The organism is Mangrovicoccus sp. HB161399 (assembly GCF_013184745.1).
Classification (GTDB): domain Bacteria; phylum Pseudomonadota; class Alphaproteobacteria; order Rhodobacterales; family Rhodobacteraceae; genus Mangrovicoccus.
This window is the reverse complement of sequence record NZ_JAATVU010000061.1, coordinates 1-15874: the sequence shown is the minus strand read 5'-3', so window position 1 is coordinate 15874 and position 15874 is coordinate 1. Positions and strand designations below refer to the sequence as shown.

General features: G+C 67.6%; 13 protein-coding genes and 1 tRNA gene. 6 read left to right on the top strand and 8 right to left on the bottom strand.

Annotated features, from left to right (window positions below; genetic code table 11):
* Positions 1 to 3: 3 nt before the first annotated feature.
* The 4 genes from nirD to cysG all read right to left on the bottom strand — a co-directional run bounded on the left by nirD (position 4) and on the right by cysG (position 5135).
* The gene (nirD, locus tag HCC78_RS24445; protein ID WP_172331399.1) at positions 4 to 342 is read right to left on the bottom strand and encodes a nitrite reductase small subunit NirD; all 339 of its coding nucleotides are present in this window, start codon (positions 340 to 342) and stop codon (positions 4 to 6) included.
* Positions 339 to 2795, bottom strand: coding sequence for a nitrite reductase large subunit NirB (gene nirB, locus HCC78_RS24440; RefSeq protein WP_172331398.1), 2457 nt, complete (start codon positions 2793 to 2795; stop codon positions 339 to 341). Before nirB ends, nirD begins: the two co-directional genes overlap by 4 nt.
* Positions 2796 to 3254: 459 nt before the next feature.
* Entirely contained in the window at positions 3255 to 3701 is a 447-nt protein-coding gene (locus HCC78_RS24435) for an Rrf2 family transcriptional regulator (protein ID WP_172331397.1), read from the bottom strand.
* Positions 3702 to 3752: 51 nt separating this feature from the next.
* Positions 3753 to 5135: a siroheme synthase CysG gene (gene cysG, locus HCC78_RS24430; RefSeq protein WP_172331396.1), complete on the bottom strand. Its 1383-nt coding sequence runs from the start codon at positions 5133 to 5135 to the stop codon at positions 3753 to 3755.
* 371 nt (positions 5136 to 5506) lie between these two features.
* Between cysG and HCC78_RS24425 the strand changes: the two genes are divergently transcribed.
* From HCC78_RS24425 to HCC78_RS24415, 3 genes are read left to right on the top strand one after another with little or no spacing between them, the layout of a single operon-like run.
* Positions 5507 to 7675: an HAD-IA family hydrolase gene (locus tag HCC78_RS24425; RefSeq protein ID WP_172331395.1), complete on the top strand. Its 2169-nt coding sequence runs from the start codon at positions 5507 to 5509 to the stop codon at positions 7673 to 7675.
* On the top strand, positions 7672 to 9264 hold the full coding sequence (locus HCC78_RS24420; RefSeq protein ID WP_172331394.1) for a hypothetical protein: 1593 nt from the start codon (positions 7672 to 7674) through the stop codon (positions 9262 to 9264). The genes HCC78_RS24425 and HCC78_RS24420 overlap by 4 nt, the downstream gene beginning before the upstream one ends.
* Positions 9261 to 9902, top strand: a complete 642-nt coding sequence (locus HCC78_RS24415; protein WP_172331393.1) for a hypothetical protein — start codon at positions 9261 to 9263, stop codon at positions 9900 to 9902. The genes HCC78_RS24420 and HCC78_RS24415 overlap by 4 nt, the downstream gene beginning before the upstream one ends.
* A 48-nt stretch (positions 9903 to 9950) precedes the next feature.
* Here the strand turns inward: HCC78_RS24415 and speB are convergent, their stop codons facing one another.
* Positions 9951 to 10904 (bottom strand): agmatinase, encoded by a 954-nt coding sequence (gene speB / locus HCC78_RS24410; RefSeq protein ID WP_172331392.1) that lies wholly within the window; start codon positions 10902 to 10904, stop codon positions 9951 to 9953.
* 410 nt (positions 10905 to 11314) lie between these two features.
* Positions 11315 to 12106: a metallophosphoesterase family protein gene (locus HCC78_RS24405; RefSeq protein ID WP_172331391.1), complete on the bottom strand. Its 792-nt coding sequence runs from the start codon at positions 12104 to 12106 to the stop codon at positions 11315 to 11317.
* Between the two features lie 193 nt (positions 12107 to 12299).
* Between HCC78_RS24405 and HCC78_RS24400 the strand changes: the two genes are divergently transcribed.
* A complete protein-coding gene (locus HCC78_RS24400) occupies positions 12300 to 12500 on the top strand; it encodes a hypothetical protein (RefSeq protein WP_172331390.1) in 201 nt (66 codons plus the stop codon).
* Between the two features lie 694 nt (positions 12501 to 13194).
* Here HCC78_RS24400 and HCC78_RS24395 read toward each other — a convergent pair.
* Complete coding sequence (locus HCC78_RS24395; protein ID WP_172331389.1) at positions 13195 to 13632, bottom strand: DUF4174 domain-containing protein; 438 nt, start codon at positions 13630 to 13632, stop codon at positions 13195 to 13197.
* 113 nt (positions 13633 to 13745) lie between these two features.
* Between HCC78_RS24395 and HCC78_RS24390 the strand changes: the two genes are divergently transcribed.
* On the top strand, positions 13746 to 14426 hold the full coding sequence (locus HCC78_RS24390) for a molecular chaperone DjiA (protein ID WP_172331388.1): 681 nt from the start codon (positions 13746 to 13748) through the stop codon (positions 14424 to 14426).
* A 385-nt stretch (positions 14427 to 14811) separates the two neighbouring features.
* Positions 14812 to 14885: transfer RNA gene (locus HCC78_RS24385), tRNA-Cys, on the top strand.
* Between the two features lie 67 nt (positions 14886 to 14952).
* Here HCC78_RS24385 and HCC78_RS24380 read toward each other — a convergent pair.
* On the bottom strand, positions 14953 to 15663 hold the full coding sequence (locus HCC78_RS24380; RefSeq protein WP_371743924.1) for a tyrosine-type recombinase/integrase: 711 nt from the start codon (positions 15661 to 15663) through the stop codon (positions 14953 to 14955).
* Between the last annotated feature and the right edge of the window lie 211 nt (positions 15664 to 15874).

The window sequence follows — 15874 nt, the reverse complement described above, 5'->3', positions numbered from 1 at the left end:
AGATCAGGCGCCAGTGGTGGTGGAGAGGTAGATGTCCCGACCGTCGAGACGGATGGGGAAGGTTTGCGTCGCGCCCTCGTCGGCGCCCTGTGCGGCGCCGGTTTCGAGCGAGATCACCCAGTTGTGGAGCGGGCAGGTGACGCAGCCGCCATGCACGATCCCCTGGGAAAGCGGCCCGGCCTTGTGCGGGCAGCGGTCTTCGATTGCGAAGATGCGGTCATCCCCGGTGCGGAACACGGCGATGGTCATATCGCCGTTCTTCACGCAGCGCGCGCCCTGGCGCGGGATCTCGTCGATGGTGCCGATCAGGCGCCAGTCGAAAGCGGTTCCAAGGTCCTTCATTCGGCTGCCTCCAGCTTGAGATCTGCCATCGGGGTGAATTCATGGGCTTCGGCGCCTGCGACGCGCTCGGCCCAGGGGTCGATCTGCGCGAATTGCTGCGAGAAGGCGAAGCGCTCGGCATGGGCCTTGCGGGCCTCGATATCGTCGAAGACCGTCTCGCGGATATGGTCGTAGCCGATGCGGTCGGCCCATTTGTAGATCCGCTCGAGGTAGTAGCCGGTTTCGCGGTAGTACTGGGTCAGCGCGCCCACCACCTCGATCACCTCTTCCTCGGTCTTCACCGATCCCAGTTCGGTCGTGCCCTGGATATGCAGGCCGGCCGCGCCGCCATAGACGATCTGGTAGCCGCTATCGACGCAGATCACGCCGATATCCTTGCAGGTCGCCTCGGCGCAGTTGCGCGGGCAGCCGGTGACGGCCAGCTTCAGCTTCGCCGGCGACCATGCGCCCCAGAGGTATTGCTCCAGCTTGATGCCGAGCCCGGTGGAATCCTGCGTGCCGAAGCGGCACCACTCCTTGCCTACGCAGGTCTTCACCGTGCGCAGGCCCTTGGCATAGGCGGCGCCCGAGATCATGCCGGCATCGTTCAGGTCCTTCCAGACCGGGATCAGGTCCTCTTTCTTCACGCCCAGCAGGTCGATGCGCTGGCCGCCGGTGACCTTCACCGAAGGGATCTCGTAGCGGTCGACGATATCGGCGATGGCGCGCAGCTCCGACGAGGTGGTGACGCCGCCGAACATCCGCGGAACCACCGAATAGGTGCCGTCCTTCTGGATGTTCGCGTGCACCCGCTCGTTGATGAAGCGGCTCTGCTGGTCATCGGCATATTCGCCCGGCCAGTCGGCAACGAGGTAGTAGTTCAGCGCGGGGCGGCACTTGGCGCAGCCTTCCGGCGTCTTCCACTCCAGCTCCTGCATGACGGCGGGGATCGACTTCAGTTCCTTCGCCTTGATCAGGCGGCGGACCTCGCCATGGCCCAGCTCGGTGCAGCCGCACATGCCCTCGGCCTTCTTCTCGAAGCTGTCTCCGAGGGTCAGGGCGATGACCGACTCCACCAGCCCCGAGCAGGTGCCGCAGGAGGCGGAGGCCTTGGTGTGCGCGCGGACCTCGCCGAGGCTGGTCAGGCCCTTTTCGGTGATCGCGTTCACGATCGTGCCCTTGCAGATGCCGTTGCAGCCGCAGATCTCCGCGTCGTCCGACAGGTTGGCAACCGCTGCCAGCGGGTCCGCCGCCGCGCCGCCGCCCTGGTAGGCCTGGCCGAAGATCAGCGTGTCGCGGATCTCTTCCACGCACTCGCCGGATTTCAGCAGCTCGTTGTACCACATGCCGTCGGCGACATCGCCGTAGAGCACGGCGCCGATGACGCGGTTGTCCTTGAGAATCACGCGCTTGTAGGTGCCGTTGGCGGCGTTGCGCAGGACGACATCCTCGCGGTCCGCGCCTTCGGAGAAGTCGCCGACGGAATAGAGGTTGATGCCGGTGACCTTCAGCTTGGTCGGGGTCTCGGCATGGCCGAAGGCGGCCTCGCAGTCATTGGCGGCTGCCAGGTGCTCTGCCGCGACGCCCGCCATGGTGTAGAGCGGGGCGACCAGGCCGTAGACGCGGCCCTCGACCTCGACGCATTCGCCGACCGAGAAGATGTCCGGGTCCGAGGTGCGCATGTCCGCCGAGCAGACGATGCCACGGCCGACTTCCAGGCCCGCCTCTTTGGCCAGCGCGGTGTTCGGGCGGATGCCGACGGCCATGACGACGAGCGAGGCGTCGATCACCGTGCCGTCTTCCAGCTCCAGCCCCTCGACCTTGTCGGTGCCCAGGATCGCCTTGGTGTTGGCGCCGCAGCGGACCTCGATGCCGCGCGATTCCAGTTCCTTCTGAAGCAGGTAGCCCGCTGCCGGATCGAGCTGGCGCTCCATCAGGGTCGGCATCAGGTGGATGACGGTCACTTCCATGCCGCGCGCCTTCAGGCCCGCTGCCGCTTCGAGGCCCAGCAGGCCGCCGCCGATGACGATGGCGCGGCCGCCCTTGGCGGAGGCTGCCAGCATGCCCTCGACATCGTCGAGATCGCGGTAGGCCAGCACGCCCGGGAGCTGGTGGCCGGGGACGGGGATGATGAACGGGGTGGAGCCGGTGGCGACCACGAGCTTGTCATAGGAGGCGGTCACGCCGCCCTCGGAGGTGACGGTCTTGGCATTGCGGTCGATCTGCGCGACCTTCTGGCCGCGGTGCAGCGTGACGCCGTTCTGCGCGTACCAGTCGTCGCCGTGGATGATGATGTCCTCGTAGGACTTCTCGCCCGAGAGCACCGGCGACAGCATGATGCGGTCGTAGTTCACCCTGGGCTCGGCGTTGAAAATGGTGACGTCGTAGGCGTCCGGGGCGATCCGGAACAGGGTTTCGAGCATCCGGCCGGGGGCCATGCCGTTGCCGATGATGACGAGGTTCTTCTTGGACATTTCCGCTCGCTTCCGTGTTCAGCTGGCGCGACGCAAGGCGACGCTGCGTTGACTCGAGAGGGAATGCGAGATGGCAGCGCCCGCACGCGTTCCCAGAAACCTTCCGATATGATCGGTAGTCTTGAGTACGCAGCGCCGTTGCTGCATGGGCCCCATAGGGGCCGACTGTTCGGAGAGGACCGCGCCCTTGCGGTCCGAACCGGAGGCCGTGACCTCCGCTGAACCCTTGATTACCGATTCCCTGCGGCCCGTTCCAGAAAAAAGTGGCGCAGGCTGCGAATGTTTTCGCCGCGCTGCGCCCGATCTCAGGAGCTGACATTCTGCTGTGCAGAAACGGCCCCGTTTGTCGTTTTTTCCATCGGTTTTATGATGAAGGATTCACGAATTGGTGAATGCGGCCAAGAAAAAAGCCCCGGCGCAGGGCTGCGGCGGGGCTTTCGGCACGAAAATTGCGAATCGTCATCCGGTCGTGGCCGAATCGTTCGCGGCGGCGCGCTGCAGCACGCCCAGGGTGCGCGGGTGCATGAGCAGCGCGTCGGCAAGGCTGAGCCTGTCCAGAGAGCGGTAGAAGGACAGCTGCGCCTCGGCGAAGGGCTCCAGCAGGCCGCAGGAGCCGGTCAGCAGGCAGCCGCCGCAATCGACGATGGTGCAGTCGCCCTCCATGTGGCGCACGACCTGTCCCAGCCGGATGCCGGAGGCGGGCCGCGCCAGCCGGACACCGCCCGCCCGGCCGCGCAGGCTCTCGAGGAAACCGCCCTCGATCAGCTGCTGCGCGACCTTCATCAGGTTGTTCTTCGACAGGTCGTGCGCCCGCGCCATTTCGGCGATGGGCACGATCCGGTCCTGGTGCGCCGCCAGGTAGAGGCAGATGCGGACCGCGTAATCTGTGAATTTCGACAGGCGCATGCCGCCGGTCTCCCTGTTGCGCGGCTGTGCCGCCGGTCGGTTCCGCGCCGCTCAGGCGGCGCGGATTGCCTGTGCGTCTGCCGCCGCCAGCGATTTCGGATGGCGCAGGAACAGGATCGCGGGGCTCGGCAGCTTTTCGCGCCGGATGGTCTCGGCCAGCGTGCCGAGCGTGGCGGCGGCATGGCGTTCGCGCGCAGTGCTGGCATTGGACACGATGTCGACCGGGCAGGCGGCGGGCGCGCCCGCGGCAATCAGGTCCGCCTGGATCTCGGCGGCCTTCTCGACCCCCATGTAGATGGCCAGCGACGTGCCGGGCCGGGCCAGGAGGCTGCGGTCGGGATTGGCGTCGCCCGGGCGGCAGACGCCGGTGGTCACGGCGAAGCTGTCGGTCTCGCCGCGCTCGGTCAGCGGCACCATGATCGAGGCCGCGGCGGCGGAGGCGGCCGTGATGCCCGGAACGATCTCCACCTCGATTCCGGCGGCGCGCGCGGCGGCGATTTCCTCGGAGGCGCGGCCGAAGATCGACGGATCGCCGGATTTCAGCCGCACCACGCGGCGGCCCTTCAGAGCCTCCGCGACGATCACCCGGTCGATCTTCTGCTGCGGCCAGGCATGCTGTCCGACCTCCTTGCCGACATAGATGCGGTCTGCATCGCGGCGGGCCAGTTCGAGGACCTCCGGGTCGACCAGCCGGTCGTAGAAAATGACATCGGCCTCCTGCAGGCGGCGCACGGCGCGCAGGGTCAGCAGGTCGCGCGCGCCGGGACCCGCGCCGACCAGCGAGATATGTCCTTCGGACTCAGGGAGTTCTCCGGTCTCCAGCGCGGCCTTCAGCATGTCCGCGGCCGCGCTTTCGCGGCCCGCCTCATGCGCCTGGAACGGCGCGCCCCAGAAGGCCCACTGCCAGAAGGCGCGGCGGCCGTGATGCGGCACCCGCTCGGCAACGGCGTCGCGCAGTCGTCCCGCCAGCGCCGCGAAGCCGCCCACGCGCGGCGACAGCATCTGCTCCACCTCCGAGCGGATCGCCCGGCCCAGCACCGGCGCGGTGCCCTCGGTGCCGATCGCCACCACCACCGGATCGCGGTCGACGATGGAGGGCGTGAAGGCGTCGCACATCTCGGGACGGTCGATGACGTTGACCACGGCGCCGGCCTTGCGGGCTCCGGCCTTCAGCGCCGCGTCGGTTGCCTCGCAGCCGGTGGCGACGAAGGCCAGCACCGCGCCCTCGAACGTGTCGGGGCGCAGCTCCTCGTGCTGGACAGCGCGGCCGCTTGCCGCCAGGCCCGCCAGTTCCGGGTCCAGATCTCGGCCGAGGATCACGATCTCGGCCTCGGTCTTGAGGATCAGCCGTGCCTTGCGGGCCGCTTCGGCGCCGGAACCGCAGATCACCACGCGGCGCCCGTCCATGCGCAGGAACATCGGGAAGTTCTTCATGTCGCATCCTTGAAAAACGAAAAAAGCCGCCGACTGCCGCGCAGAACGCAGCATGTCAGGCAGCTTTGCCATGGGGCCCGGACATCGGGGGGATTCGCGGCGCCGTTGCCGCTGCGTTCTTTTTCCTACGGAATTCCGCAGCGTTCAAGGAAAACTGCGCGCCGGATGATGCTTTTCCGCGCCGCTGCGTGCCCTTGGGTGCGGATTGCGCGGCGCAGGGGCATGCCGCAGCGCGGTAGCGGGGTGCCGCAACGGGTCTCCATGTCGCGCCCCGGTGGCTCCGGGGCGCGTTGAAACCCCCGTCCATTCGATGTTTGATGGCCGTCGCGAACAAAGCTTCGACCTGAATACATGATTGCGTGACGACGATAATGACCGATTCCCGACTGATCCGCTGGGTCGAGAAAGCCATGTTCGACCGGCGGGCCGAGGCCGTCATTTCCGGGCTGCCGGGGTCGCTGGGCAGGGACGACAACAACATTTTCTCGCTGCACGAGCTGGAAGGCTTCGCCGATGTCGATGTCGTCAGCTTCGATTTCTTCGACACGCTGTTCTTCCGCGAGCACCTGTGCATGGAGCAGGTCTTCGCCAAGACCGCCCAGCTGGGCAGCCAGCTGGTGGACGCGCCGCAGGACGAGGTGTTCCGGGCGCTCTTCGCGGCGCGCGGCTACGGCTCCTTCCAGCTGAAGCGGACGATGCAGGCGCAGGGCAAGGGCGACGAGCCGCGGCTGGAGGATATCTTCGCGCGGGCGCTGCGGCCGTTCGAAAGCGATGCGGCGGAGCGCGCGCGCGTCGCCCGGCGGCTGGTCGAGCTGGAAACCGGGATCGAGCTGCGCAACCTGGTGCCGAACCACGAGGCGCGGGCGGTGCTGCGCAACCTGAAGCTGCTCGGCCGCAAGACGATCGTCGTCTCCGACATGTACCTTCCCGCCGTCTCGCTGCAGAAGGTGCTGGACGCGCACGGGCTGGGCGACTTCGTCGACGACCTGATCGTGTCCTCGGAATTCGGCATCACCAAGAACTCGGGCGAGCTGTTCGAGGTCGTGGCCAAGCGCTGCGGCGTGCCGCGGAAGCGGATCCTGCATGTCGGCGACAACTGGAACAACGACTGCGTCCGCCCGCGCGAGCGCGGCCTGCGCTCGGTGCACTACTACAACCACGACCAGGAGAACGAGGTGCGCCGCGCCTCCGGCCTGCACGCCCTGCCGCGGCCGGGCACGGTGCGCGCCGACGAGCTGCGCCGCGATTTCGGACTGGCCGCGCGCGGGCCGCTGGCCTCGCTCGATGCGGTGGTCGGCCAGGTGATCGCCCCGGCGGCGGCGCTGTTCGTGCATGACGTGCTGACCCGCGCGCTGAAGAAGCGGTCCTCGCACATCTTCTTCCTGACCCGCGACGGCACGATCTTCCGCGAGATTGCCGAGGCGATGGTGGCAGCGGCGCCCGAGCTCTATCCGGTGGAGGCGCAGTTCCGCACGCTGGCGACCAGCCGGGCGACCGGGGCGCTGTTGGGATTCTCGCCCGAGGATGCCGACTATCTCTATGTCACCACCGAGTACCTGTCGGAGGTCGGCTTCAGCTTCGCGCGGTTCCGCGCGATCTTCGGCATTTCCGACGGGGAGTTCCACGCGCTCGCCGACTCCACCCGGTCCCATGTCGACTGGCTGGGCGACGGCATGGCGATTGACGCCTTCCGCAGCCTCTACTGGGACTGGGACGATTTCCGGCGGCTGGTGCAGTCCGCGGTCCACCGCAAGACCTCGATGACGCTGGACTATCTCGAGCAGGAGGGGCTGTTTTCCGCGCGCAACCCGGTGCTGGTCGATATCGGCTATTCGGGCACCTGGGGAAAGCAGCTGTCGCCCGCGCTGGAGAAGCGCGAGCGCCTCGGCCTGCCGGTGCCCGACGAGATCGGCTTCGAGTTCTTCGCCACCAACCGCTTCTATGTCGGCAACGTGCAGCGGATGCATCCGTCGGTCACCATGGGGCCGGGCCGCATTCTCGACCACCGCCGCACCGACCTGGCGCTGACCTGCCTGAACTATGCCTGGCTGGAACCGTTCTTCCTCGATCCCTCGCTGGGCAAGCTCGACGGCTTCGTCCGAGAGGGCAGCCGCGTGCGCGCCGAGTTCCGCGACCCGTCCTTCTCCGTGGCCGAGCGGGCGCGGATCGAGGGGCTGCGCCATGCGCTGGTCGGGCGCTGCGCGCAATTCGCCGCCGACCTGCTGCGCAAGGAAGGCACGGCGGAGGAGCTGCGCCGCCTGGTGCAGGGCCGGCTGGTCGATCTGATCGCCTATCCGAAGCGCTCGGAAGTGGCCGCGATCAACAGCCTCGCGCATGAGCGGGGCATGGCCAGCGTCAAGGCGCAGGAGATCGCGCTGCATTTCTGGCCGAACAATTTCCGGGCCAAGATTGATTACCTGATGATGAACGACCACTGGATACAGGGCAGCCTGTCGCGCAGCCGCATGGGGCCGCTGAACCACGCGCTGGCCTGGTACTTCGCGCGCACGCGGACCGAGTTCGAGGACTGGAAGCCATGAGCAGAGCGCGCCGCATCCTGCATTACAACTGGGCGCAGTTCGACGATCCGGAATTCCGCGGCGGCGGCGTTTCGGTCTACCTGCGCAACCTGCTCGACAAGCTGGCGGGCGATCCGCGCTACGAATTCGCCGTGCTGAGCGCGGGGCACCACTATACCTACACGAACCGCACGACGCGCTACGAGCCGACCCCGAACATCCTGGAAGACCGCGGGGTGAGGAGCTTCCGCATCCTCAACTCGCCGGTGAAGGCCCCGGCGCATGACATGTTCTACGATATCGGCCTGTGGCGCTCCGACCCGGAGATCGCCAGGGCCTTCGCCGAGGTGCTGACCGCGCAGGGACCGTTCGACGACGTGGTGCTGCACTCGATGGAGGGCATCTCCTCGGAAGTGCTGGCGCTGAAGGAGCAGTTCCCGCAGACCCGGTTCCACTACATGTGGCACAACTACATGCCGCTCTGCCCGCAGATCGAGCTGCTCTACCAGAACCGTTTCGACTGCACCGATTACGAGGGCGGGCTGAAATGCCAGGGCTGCATCGGCGGGTTCCACTCGCGCGAGCAGCTGATCGTGCCGCAGCGCTTCGGCTCCTCGCTGGAATTCGCGCGGCTCTCGGGGCGTCCGCTGGGCAACTTCCTGTTCGGCGCGGGGATCGGTTCCTACAAGGTCGCGCAGGCCTGCGGCTATTTCCTGAAGGATCTGCGCCGCTCGGTGCGGGGCGCCTTCTCGAAGAACGAGGGCGCGCCGGTGCGCGGCCGCGGCTTCCAGTCGGTGGACATCTCGGCGGCGGGGCCCGGGCCCGAAGGGCGTTCGCTGGGTGCGGTGGCGCGCAAGGGCGGCGAGTACCGCGCCTGGCGCGAGCTGAACCTGGCGCTGCTGAAGCGCTTCGACAGCCACATGTGCGTCTCGCAGCTGGTCGCGGACACGATCACCGGGCTGGGGATGCTGCCGCACAAGGTGCATGTCACGCCCTTGGGGATGGATCTGCACGCCACGCCCGCCCAGATGCGCAAGCGCGCCGCGGCGAAGCCGAAGCACGACCGGCTGAGGCTGTCCTTCATCGGCTACGGCATCCCGTCGAAGGGGCTGCCCTTCATCACCGAGGCGCTGATGAAGGCCGACCTGCCGGTGCTGAAGGAGAAGGCCGAGCTGGTGATCTACGCCCGGCTGGGCGAGCATGACATGCTCAAGCTCGCGCCGCTGACCGAGCGCTTCGCCGATGTCCGCGTGGTGCAGGGCTACGAGCGCAGGGACCTGGCGAAGATCGCGTCGGACATCGACCTGAACATCGTGCCGTCGATCTGGCGGGAGACCTACAACCAGGTCGCCTACGAGCTGCTGTGCCTCGGCACGCCCTCGCTGCTGTCCTCCACGGTGGGGCTGGGCATGTTCTGGGGCGGCCAGCCCGATTTCGTTTTCCGGTCTGGAAGTCAGGCGGATTTTGTTGCAAGGCTCGGAAAGATCGTGGCGAACCCGCGCCTGCTCGAGGAGTTCTGGCAGTCCCCGCCCGAGCTGCCGACCATGGACCAACATATCGCTATGGCCCTCGCTGCGATGCAGGGCGGCAAGAGGAATGAAGCAGCATGAGCAGAACCTCGGCAATCATTGTCAAAGGCACTCCCCGCACCGAGGGTCCGCGGACCTATATCGTCTTCGGCGACATGCGGGGCGGGACCACGATGATCGGCGGAGTGATGCGCGCGCTCGGCATTTTCATGGGCGAGAACATCAACGAGGACAACCAGGAGAGCTTCCAGTTCAACGGTCCCTCGGTCCAGGACATGCGCGACTCGATCGAGGCCAACAATCAGAAGCACCAGGTCTGGGGCTGGAAGTTCCCGCATGCAGCCGACTATCTCGACCATGTCTGGGACCGCATCCGCAATCCGCATCTGGTCTGCGTGTTCCGCGATCCGGTCTCGAACGGCCGCGGCTGGAACCGCTGGCATCCGATCGGCCAGATCCAGGCCGTGCAGCAGTGCCTGCTGCGCCAGCAGAAGAACCTGAACCTGATTTCGCTGCGCAACTGCCCCTCGATCCTGATCTCCTACGAGAAGGCCGAGCGCCACAAGGCCGAGTTCCTGACCGAGTTCTCCGAGGTCCTGGGCATCGAGCCCGACCACGAGCGCTTCGATTTCCGCGGCTTCATGGCGGCCGAAAGCTACAAGAAGCTGTCCGACTACATGCTGGATCCGGCCGCCGCGCCCGCCGCACCGCAGGAATGACCTGACCCGGGCGGCGCCCTTGCGGGGCGCCGCGTGCGCAGGCCGGGCTCAGCCCGCGGCCATCACGCAGAGGATCTCGAAGAGCAGCGAGGCCCCGAGCCAGGCCGTGGCATTGCCCGCGTCGAAGGGCGGGGAGACTTCGACCAGGTCGGCCGCCGCCAGCGTCACCCCCGCGAGTTCCCGCACCACCTGCAGCGCCTGGAAGCTGGTCGGTCCGCCCACTTCCGGCGTGCCCGTGCCCGGCGCGAAGGCGGGATCGACGAAGTCGATGTCATAGCTCAGATAGGCCGGTTCCTGTCCGAGGATCTCGCGCGCCTCGGCCATCACGTCCGGTATGCCGCGGGCGAAGAGTTCCTCCACCGTGACGATCCGGATCCCCACCGCCCTTGCGAAGTCGCGGTCCTCGAAATCCCCGGCCGTGCCGCGGATGCCGATCTGGATCATGCGCTTGGGATCGATCAGGCTCTCTTCCACCGCGCGGCGGAAGGGCGTGCCATGGGTGAATTTCTCGCCGCCGAAATAGCTGTCGTTCAGGTCGGTATGGCTGTCGAACTGGATGAAGCCCAGCGGGCCGTCCTTGGCCACGGCGCGCAGGATCGGCAGCGAGCTGAGGTGGTCGCCCCCCGCCGTCAGCGGCCGGATGCCATGCGACAGCACGGTTTCGTAGAAGGTCGTGATCCGCGCCATGCTGTCCTGCAGGTTCGTCGGGTTCGGCGGCACGTCGCCCAGATCGGCGCAGTTCACCGCCTCGAACGGGCGCAGCCCGGTGACGCCGTGCTGGGCGCGGATCATGGTCGAGGCGTCGCGCAGCGCCCGCGGCCCGTGCCGGGCGCCCGCGCGGTTGGTGGTGCCGCCGTCCCAGGGCACGCCGACGATGCCGATATCGACCTCTCCGAGACGCGGATCCGCGAGGCCGAGATGCGGCAGGCGCATGAAGGCCGGAACCCCGGCGAAGCGCGGCAGCTCGAAGGCCGAAACGGGGGTGAAATCGGAAGCGGGCATCTTGGAACCTCGTGGAGTGTCGCCGGGACTCGGACTGGCGCGACACTGCGGAATTCCGTTGGCGGCGACAAGGGCGCAGGCTTGGAGCGGCCAGGCCCTGCCGCCCGCCGCGCCGCTGGGGTGCGCGGGACGTTGCGGCAGGGGCGTTGCATGGCCGCGCCTGCAAGTGCCGGTGCGGCTTGTGTCCGGGCAATGGGCGAGCGGGCCATCCGCCAGGGCGGGCGCAGCGGCTCAAGCGGAGTGCCGCCGGGCACGCAGCGAGGCTGGCGACCGCAAGCTGCGCAGATCGTGCGCCCGGTGGATGGGAGCTTCGGGCGGGACGTGCGGGCCGGGTGCCCGCCCCGACCCGGGGCAGGGCGGCGGAACCGTTCCCCAGGGGGCGGAGCGGCCGCGGGACCTGCTTCCGCGGATCAGCGGGGTGCCGGCAGGTCCTGGTCCGGACCGCCCGCGCAGCGGAATTCCGGCGGCGCGCCGGGGGCCAGCCGCACCGCCGTGAGGCCGCCGCCGAGATAGGCGCCGCTATCCACGGCGATACGCGTACCCTCGGCGCGGGCGGGGCGGGTGACGACATGGCCATGCACGATCCAGGGCGGTTCCCGGCGCTTGTGGCGGTAGAAGTCCGGGTGCCCCCAGATCAGCAGCTCCGGATCCTGCCGCTCTGCGGACCGCCGCGCCGACCATGCGGCATGGACTGCGATCACGTCGCCGTTCTGGACGAAGAGCGGCCGCGACGACAGCCATTCGATCCGCGCGCCGCCCACCGCCTCGCGCGCGGCAGCGGCCAGCGCCTCGACAGTGCCGGGTTCGGCCAGCTCCTCCGCCGGCGGCACCGCGAGCCCGAAGCTCGCCAGCGTGTCCGCGCCGCCATGGGCCAGCCAGCGGTCCGACCGTTCCTTGCCCGCCAGGAAGTCCAGCATCATCCGCTCGTGGTTGCCCATCAGCGCCTCGGATCGGCCGGGCCGCAGGGCGGTGATTTCCATGGCCAGGTCGAGGACGGCGGCGCTGTGCGGGCCGCGGTCCACCAGGTCGCCAAGGAAGACCAGCTGCGTCCGGTCCTCCATCCAGCCGGCGGTCCGCTCGAGCAACTCGCAAAGCTGGCCATGGCAGCCATGCACGTCTCCGATCGCGACCAGCGGACTGTCCGGGTCCGGAAGAAGCGGGGCGCTGCGCCCCAGCAGCCGCCCGGCGAGGCGTCGGATCATGCGGTTTCCCTTCTTGCGCGCGGGCAGCCTAAACCAATGCGCTGGGAAGGAAAACGGGCAGGGCCACAGCCGATTGACGCGGAGGACCGCCGGATCCGCGGTCCCGGAACATTCGGGCTTGCACCCGGTCCGGCACTCGGCAACAGCCATGGCGGCAAAACGGCCATGAATGATAACAACCGGAGGCAGCAGCATGGCACGACTTCTCCCCGCCGCCCTTTGCGGCGCGGTCCTTTTCCTCGGCGGATGCGCGTCGATGACAGACATGGAGCGCACCGCCGTCGGCGGCGGCGCAGGGTTCCTCCTGGCGGTGCCGGTCGGCGTCTCTCCGCTGCTCGGCGCGTCGGTCGGGGCGCTGGCTGGCCTCGTGTCGGACGACGTGCTGGGCTACTGACCCGCCCGGCGCGGCGGCTTCCGTCCGGAAGCGCGTCCGCCCGGCATGTCCGGTCGGGCCGCCTTCGGTTCGGAGGATGATCGCGACGCAGCTGGCTGGAGCTGCGGGGGAGCTGTCTCCGGCGCAGCGGAAAGGACCGCCCGATGCCGGGGCCAATGCGGGCGCAGGTGCGGACCTGATCCGGCAGCCGGTTTCCCGGACTGCCGGGCCTGATGCGTTCCGGTCGGGGCGCAGGCGAAGCGTGGGTGCGCGGGCATCGGAGTCATTGCTGCCTGCCGGGGCAAATCGCGGCCGATGCCGCCTCCGGCCGCGTGGCCGTCGCCGCTGCCGCAGGCAGTCCGCCGGGATGTTGCCTGCCTCCCAGCCACCTCCGCAGCCGTGCCGCCCCCGTCCTGAGGAAAATGTCGGCCTAAGCGCCAAAGCCCGTGTGGCACATGACTGACCGGGGGATGGCCGTCGCCGCGGAAAGGGCGAGGGGCAGCTTTTCTCGCCTGCGGGCGAACCACGGGATCTTCCCGGCCGTCCTCGGGCAGTCCCCCGAAGCAGACCGGGCCAGCCCGCCGTGCAGCGCCGCCATGCCGGGTTCCGCTCGGCATCAGCCGCACCGGAACCCGGCGGCGGCCATCGCCGTCCCATGCTGCGGCCTCTTTCCTGCCGGGAACCTGTCCCGCGTTCCGGGCCCGCCCGGCGCGGCCTAGCCTGCGCCGTCCTTCCTGGCGTCGCGGATCTCCTGCTGGCGCAGCGGAAGCTTGTCGATCACCCGGGTCAGCTCGCGCACGTCCCAGGGTGCGGGCTTCCTCAGCTCGACCCGCCCGTCCTTGCCGATCAGCACGACCGAGAACCCCCGCGGCCGCAGCGCTTTGCGCAGCGCGCTCGTCGTGCCGGGATCGGTATCGGTCAGCACCACCACGTCGCGTTCTGCCAGCGGATCGGGGCGGGCGCGCAGCATGTCCATCTGCAGCACGAAGCGGGGATCTTCCGGCGTGTCGGCGAAGACCACGACCGGCCGCTTCAGCCAGAGGAAGTCCGAAAGCTCGGCCGGCCCCTCCTGGAACAGTCCGTCGGCAGCGGCGGCCGTGGCGGAGATTGCGAGGGCGAGGGCGGCGAGCAGGGGGCGGATGCGGGTCTTCATGTTCCAGATATAGGCATTCCCCGATCTGAAACGAAATACAAAGCCGCGTCAGGACGGCGACAATCACGCTTGGTCACATTGCATCGCATTGCAGTTCCGGGATAACCGGCGCCATGTCGATCTGGTCCCGCATCGCCCAAGCCCTGTCCGCGCTCGCCTCCGGCGAGCCTCTGGCGCGGCTGTTCGACCGCCTGCGCACCCCGCCTGAGCGCTCGGTGGCCTTCACCATCGCCGTGATCGCGCTCGGCGCCAAGATGGCCAAGGCGGACGGCCAGGTCACCCGCGACGAGGTCCGCGCCTTCCGGCAGGTCTTCCTGATCCCGCAGGGCGAGGAGGAGAATGCGGCGCGTGTGTTCAACCTGGCGCGGCAGGACGTGGCCGGGTTCGAGGAATACGCCCGCCGCATCCGCGCCATGTTCGGCGAGGGCGCCCCGGTGCTGCGCGACCTGATGGAGGGGCTCTTCTACATCGCGGTGGCCGACGGCAGCTACCACCCCGAAGAGGCGGAATTCCTGGCGCGCGTCGCCGAGATCTTCGGACTGGGTCCGCGCGAGTTCCGCGCCATGCGTGCGCGCTTCGTCCAGGATGCCGCTCCCGACCCCTATGACGTTCTCGATGTCGATCCCGAGGCGCCGATCCCCGAGATCCGCGCGGCCTGGCGCCGTCTCGTGCGCGAGAACCACCCCGACCGGATGATCGCCCGCGGCGTGCCGGAAGAGGGCGTGAAGCTGGCCGAGAAGCGGCTGATCGCGATCAACCGCGCCTGGGAGGAAATCTCGCACCGCGCCGCATGACGGGAACCGTTGCCCGGCCCGGCCTGCATGCGCTTGCCGTGAACCGCCGATCCCGCATGCGCGGGATTGGGGCCATGTTTGTCAGCCGCAGGCTGCCGTTCTCGTCGCCATCCACGCATCCGCGGAATCGGAGCTCCGGGGAACCGGAACCGTTGCCGCCAGCTGGTGTGCCGGGTCCCGCCGGCCGGGAGCAGCATGTCCGGTTCTCCGCTTCCGGCGGCCATTGCCGGCATGCGGAAACGAGCCGTGGACACGCGCCGGATGCGGCATCGCCGCGGGGCGTCCGGACGGCATTCTGAAAGGCGCTCCGGGGAGAAATATCGCTCTTGCGCTGTTTCGGTGCCACGTGTAGAAGCGCCGGACACCACGGCCTTTCAAGGCTCTAGGCGAGTTGGCGGAGTGGTGACGCAGCGGATTGCAAATCCGTGTACACCGGTTCGATTCCGGTACTCGCCTCCAATATTTTCAAGCACTTGCGTCACCCTGCTTGTCTCCTTCTTGAAAATTGAAACAGCCGTTGAAACTTTCACGTTCCGGACCTGTTCTGTTCCATCTTGTTTCTGGCTTCTTGCGCCCGCGTCGCCAACTCACGCTGACGTACCTTCCCACCGTATTTTTTCAGCATCTCGACACCTGAGTGCCCGGTGACCGCTTTGACCATCTCGTCGTCGCAGCCTGCACGATAGAGCTCGATGGTAGCGTTCTTGCGCAGCCCATGCGTAACGTACTTCGACGCCTCAGGGTGCTCCATTTTGCCTTTGACCTTGCGCATCTCCTCGGCCACGGTCCGATAGCTTACCGGCCGACCAGATGTGTCGGTCACGACTGTTAGCCCTTTTTTCTCAACGGTGGCCAAGTGTGCCTTGAGGCGGTCTGTCAGTGGAATCCACAACTCTTTGTCGGTTTTACCCTGGGTGAAGTCATAGGCCCCTTTCTGTAGGTGGCTCCACCGAATGCTAAGCACATCACCGATGCGCTGACCGGTACCAATGCATAGTTCGTATACTAGTCGAGCGCGCGGCGTCGCAATTGCCTCGAATTCAGCACGGATATCATCGGGCCAAGGCTCCCAGCCCTCACTTTGCTGTTTGAAAAGCGGGATGCCCTTAGCCGGGTTGCCGTGCTCCTTCCGCAGAAAACCGATCAAACGGGCATGGTTCATCAACACGATCATGACTTGAACCAAGTAATTGGCTTGGCGCCACCGCGCAGCATTGGCCTGATGCAGCTCATACACGTGATGAGGCTCGACCTTCGCTGGATCCTTGTTGCCCCAAATGGGCTCTGTTGCGCAAATCCCTGCGGGGATTCATCTCGTGAATCCAGCATGGTAGCTGCGTTTCATGGGCAGCCCCCAGACTACACGACTCCCTGTCTTGGACGCCTTGGCATGACAAGCTTGCGGAAGCTTGGCGGGGTTTCGGCGTGCGACCGGAGCAATCGCCTCG

Excerpts from the sequence above, each read along its gene's own strand:
- nirD (WP_172331399.1), bottom strand. The coding sequence starts at position 342 with ATGAAGGACCTTGGAACCGCTTTCGACTGGCGCCTGATCGGCACCATC.
- nirB (WP_172331398.1), bottom strand. The coding sequence starts at position 2,795 with ATGTCCAAGAAGAACCTCGTCATCATCGGCAACGGCATGGCCCCCGGC.
- HCC78_RS24435 (WP_172331397.1), bottom strand. The coding sequence starts at position 3,701 with ATGCGCCTGTCGAAATTCACAGATTACGCGGTCCGCATCTGCCTCTAC.
- cysG (WP_172331396.1), bottom strand. The coding sequence starts at position 5,135 with ATGAAGAACTTCCCGATGTTCCTGCGCATGGACGGGCGCCGCGTGGTG.
- HCC78_RS24425 (WP_172331395.1), top strand. The coding sequence starts at position 5,507 with ATGACCGATTCCCGACTGATCCGCTGGGTCGAGAAAGCCATGTTCGAC.
- HCC78_RS24420 (WP_172331394.1), top strand. The coding sequence starts at position 7,672 with ATGAGCAGAGCGCGCCGCATCCTGCATTACAACTGGGCGCAGTTCGAC.
- HCC78_RS24415 (WP_172331393.1), top strand. The coding sequence starts at position 9,261 with ATGAGCAGAACCTCGGCAATCATTGTCAAAGGCACTCCCCGCACCGAG.
- speB (WP_172331392.1), bottom strand. The coding sequence starts at position 10,904 with ATGCCCGCTTCCGATTTCACCCCCGTTTCGGCCTTCGAGCTGCCGCGC.
- HCC78_RS24405 (WP_172331391.1), bottom strand. The coding sequence starts at position 12,106 with ATGATCCGACGCCTCGCCGGGCGGCTGCTGGGGCGCAGCGCCCCGCTT.
- HCC78_RS24400 (WP_172331390.1), top strand. The coding sequence starts at position 12,300 with ATGGCACGACTTCTCCCCGCCGCCCTTTGCGGCGCGGTCCTTTTCCTC.
- HCC78_RS24395 (WP_172331389.1), bottom strand. The coding sequence starts at position 13,632 with ATGAAGACCCGCATCCGCCCCCTGCTCGCCGCCCTCGCCCTCGCAATC.
- HCC78_RS24390 (WP_172331388.1), top strand. The coding sequence starts at position 13,746 with ATGTCGATCTGGTCCCGCATCGCCCAAGCCCTGTCCGCGCTCGCCTCC.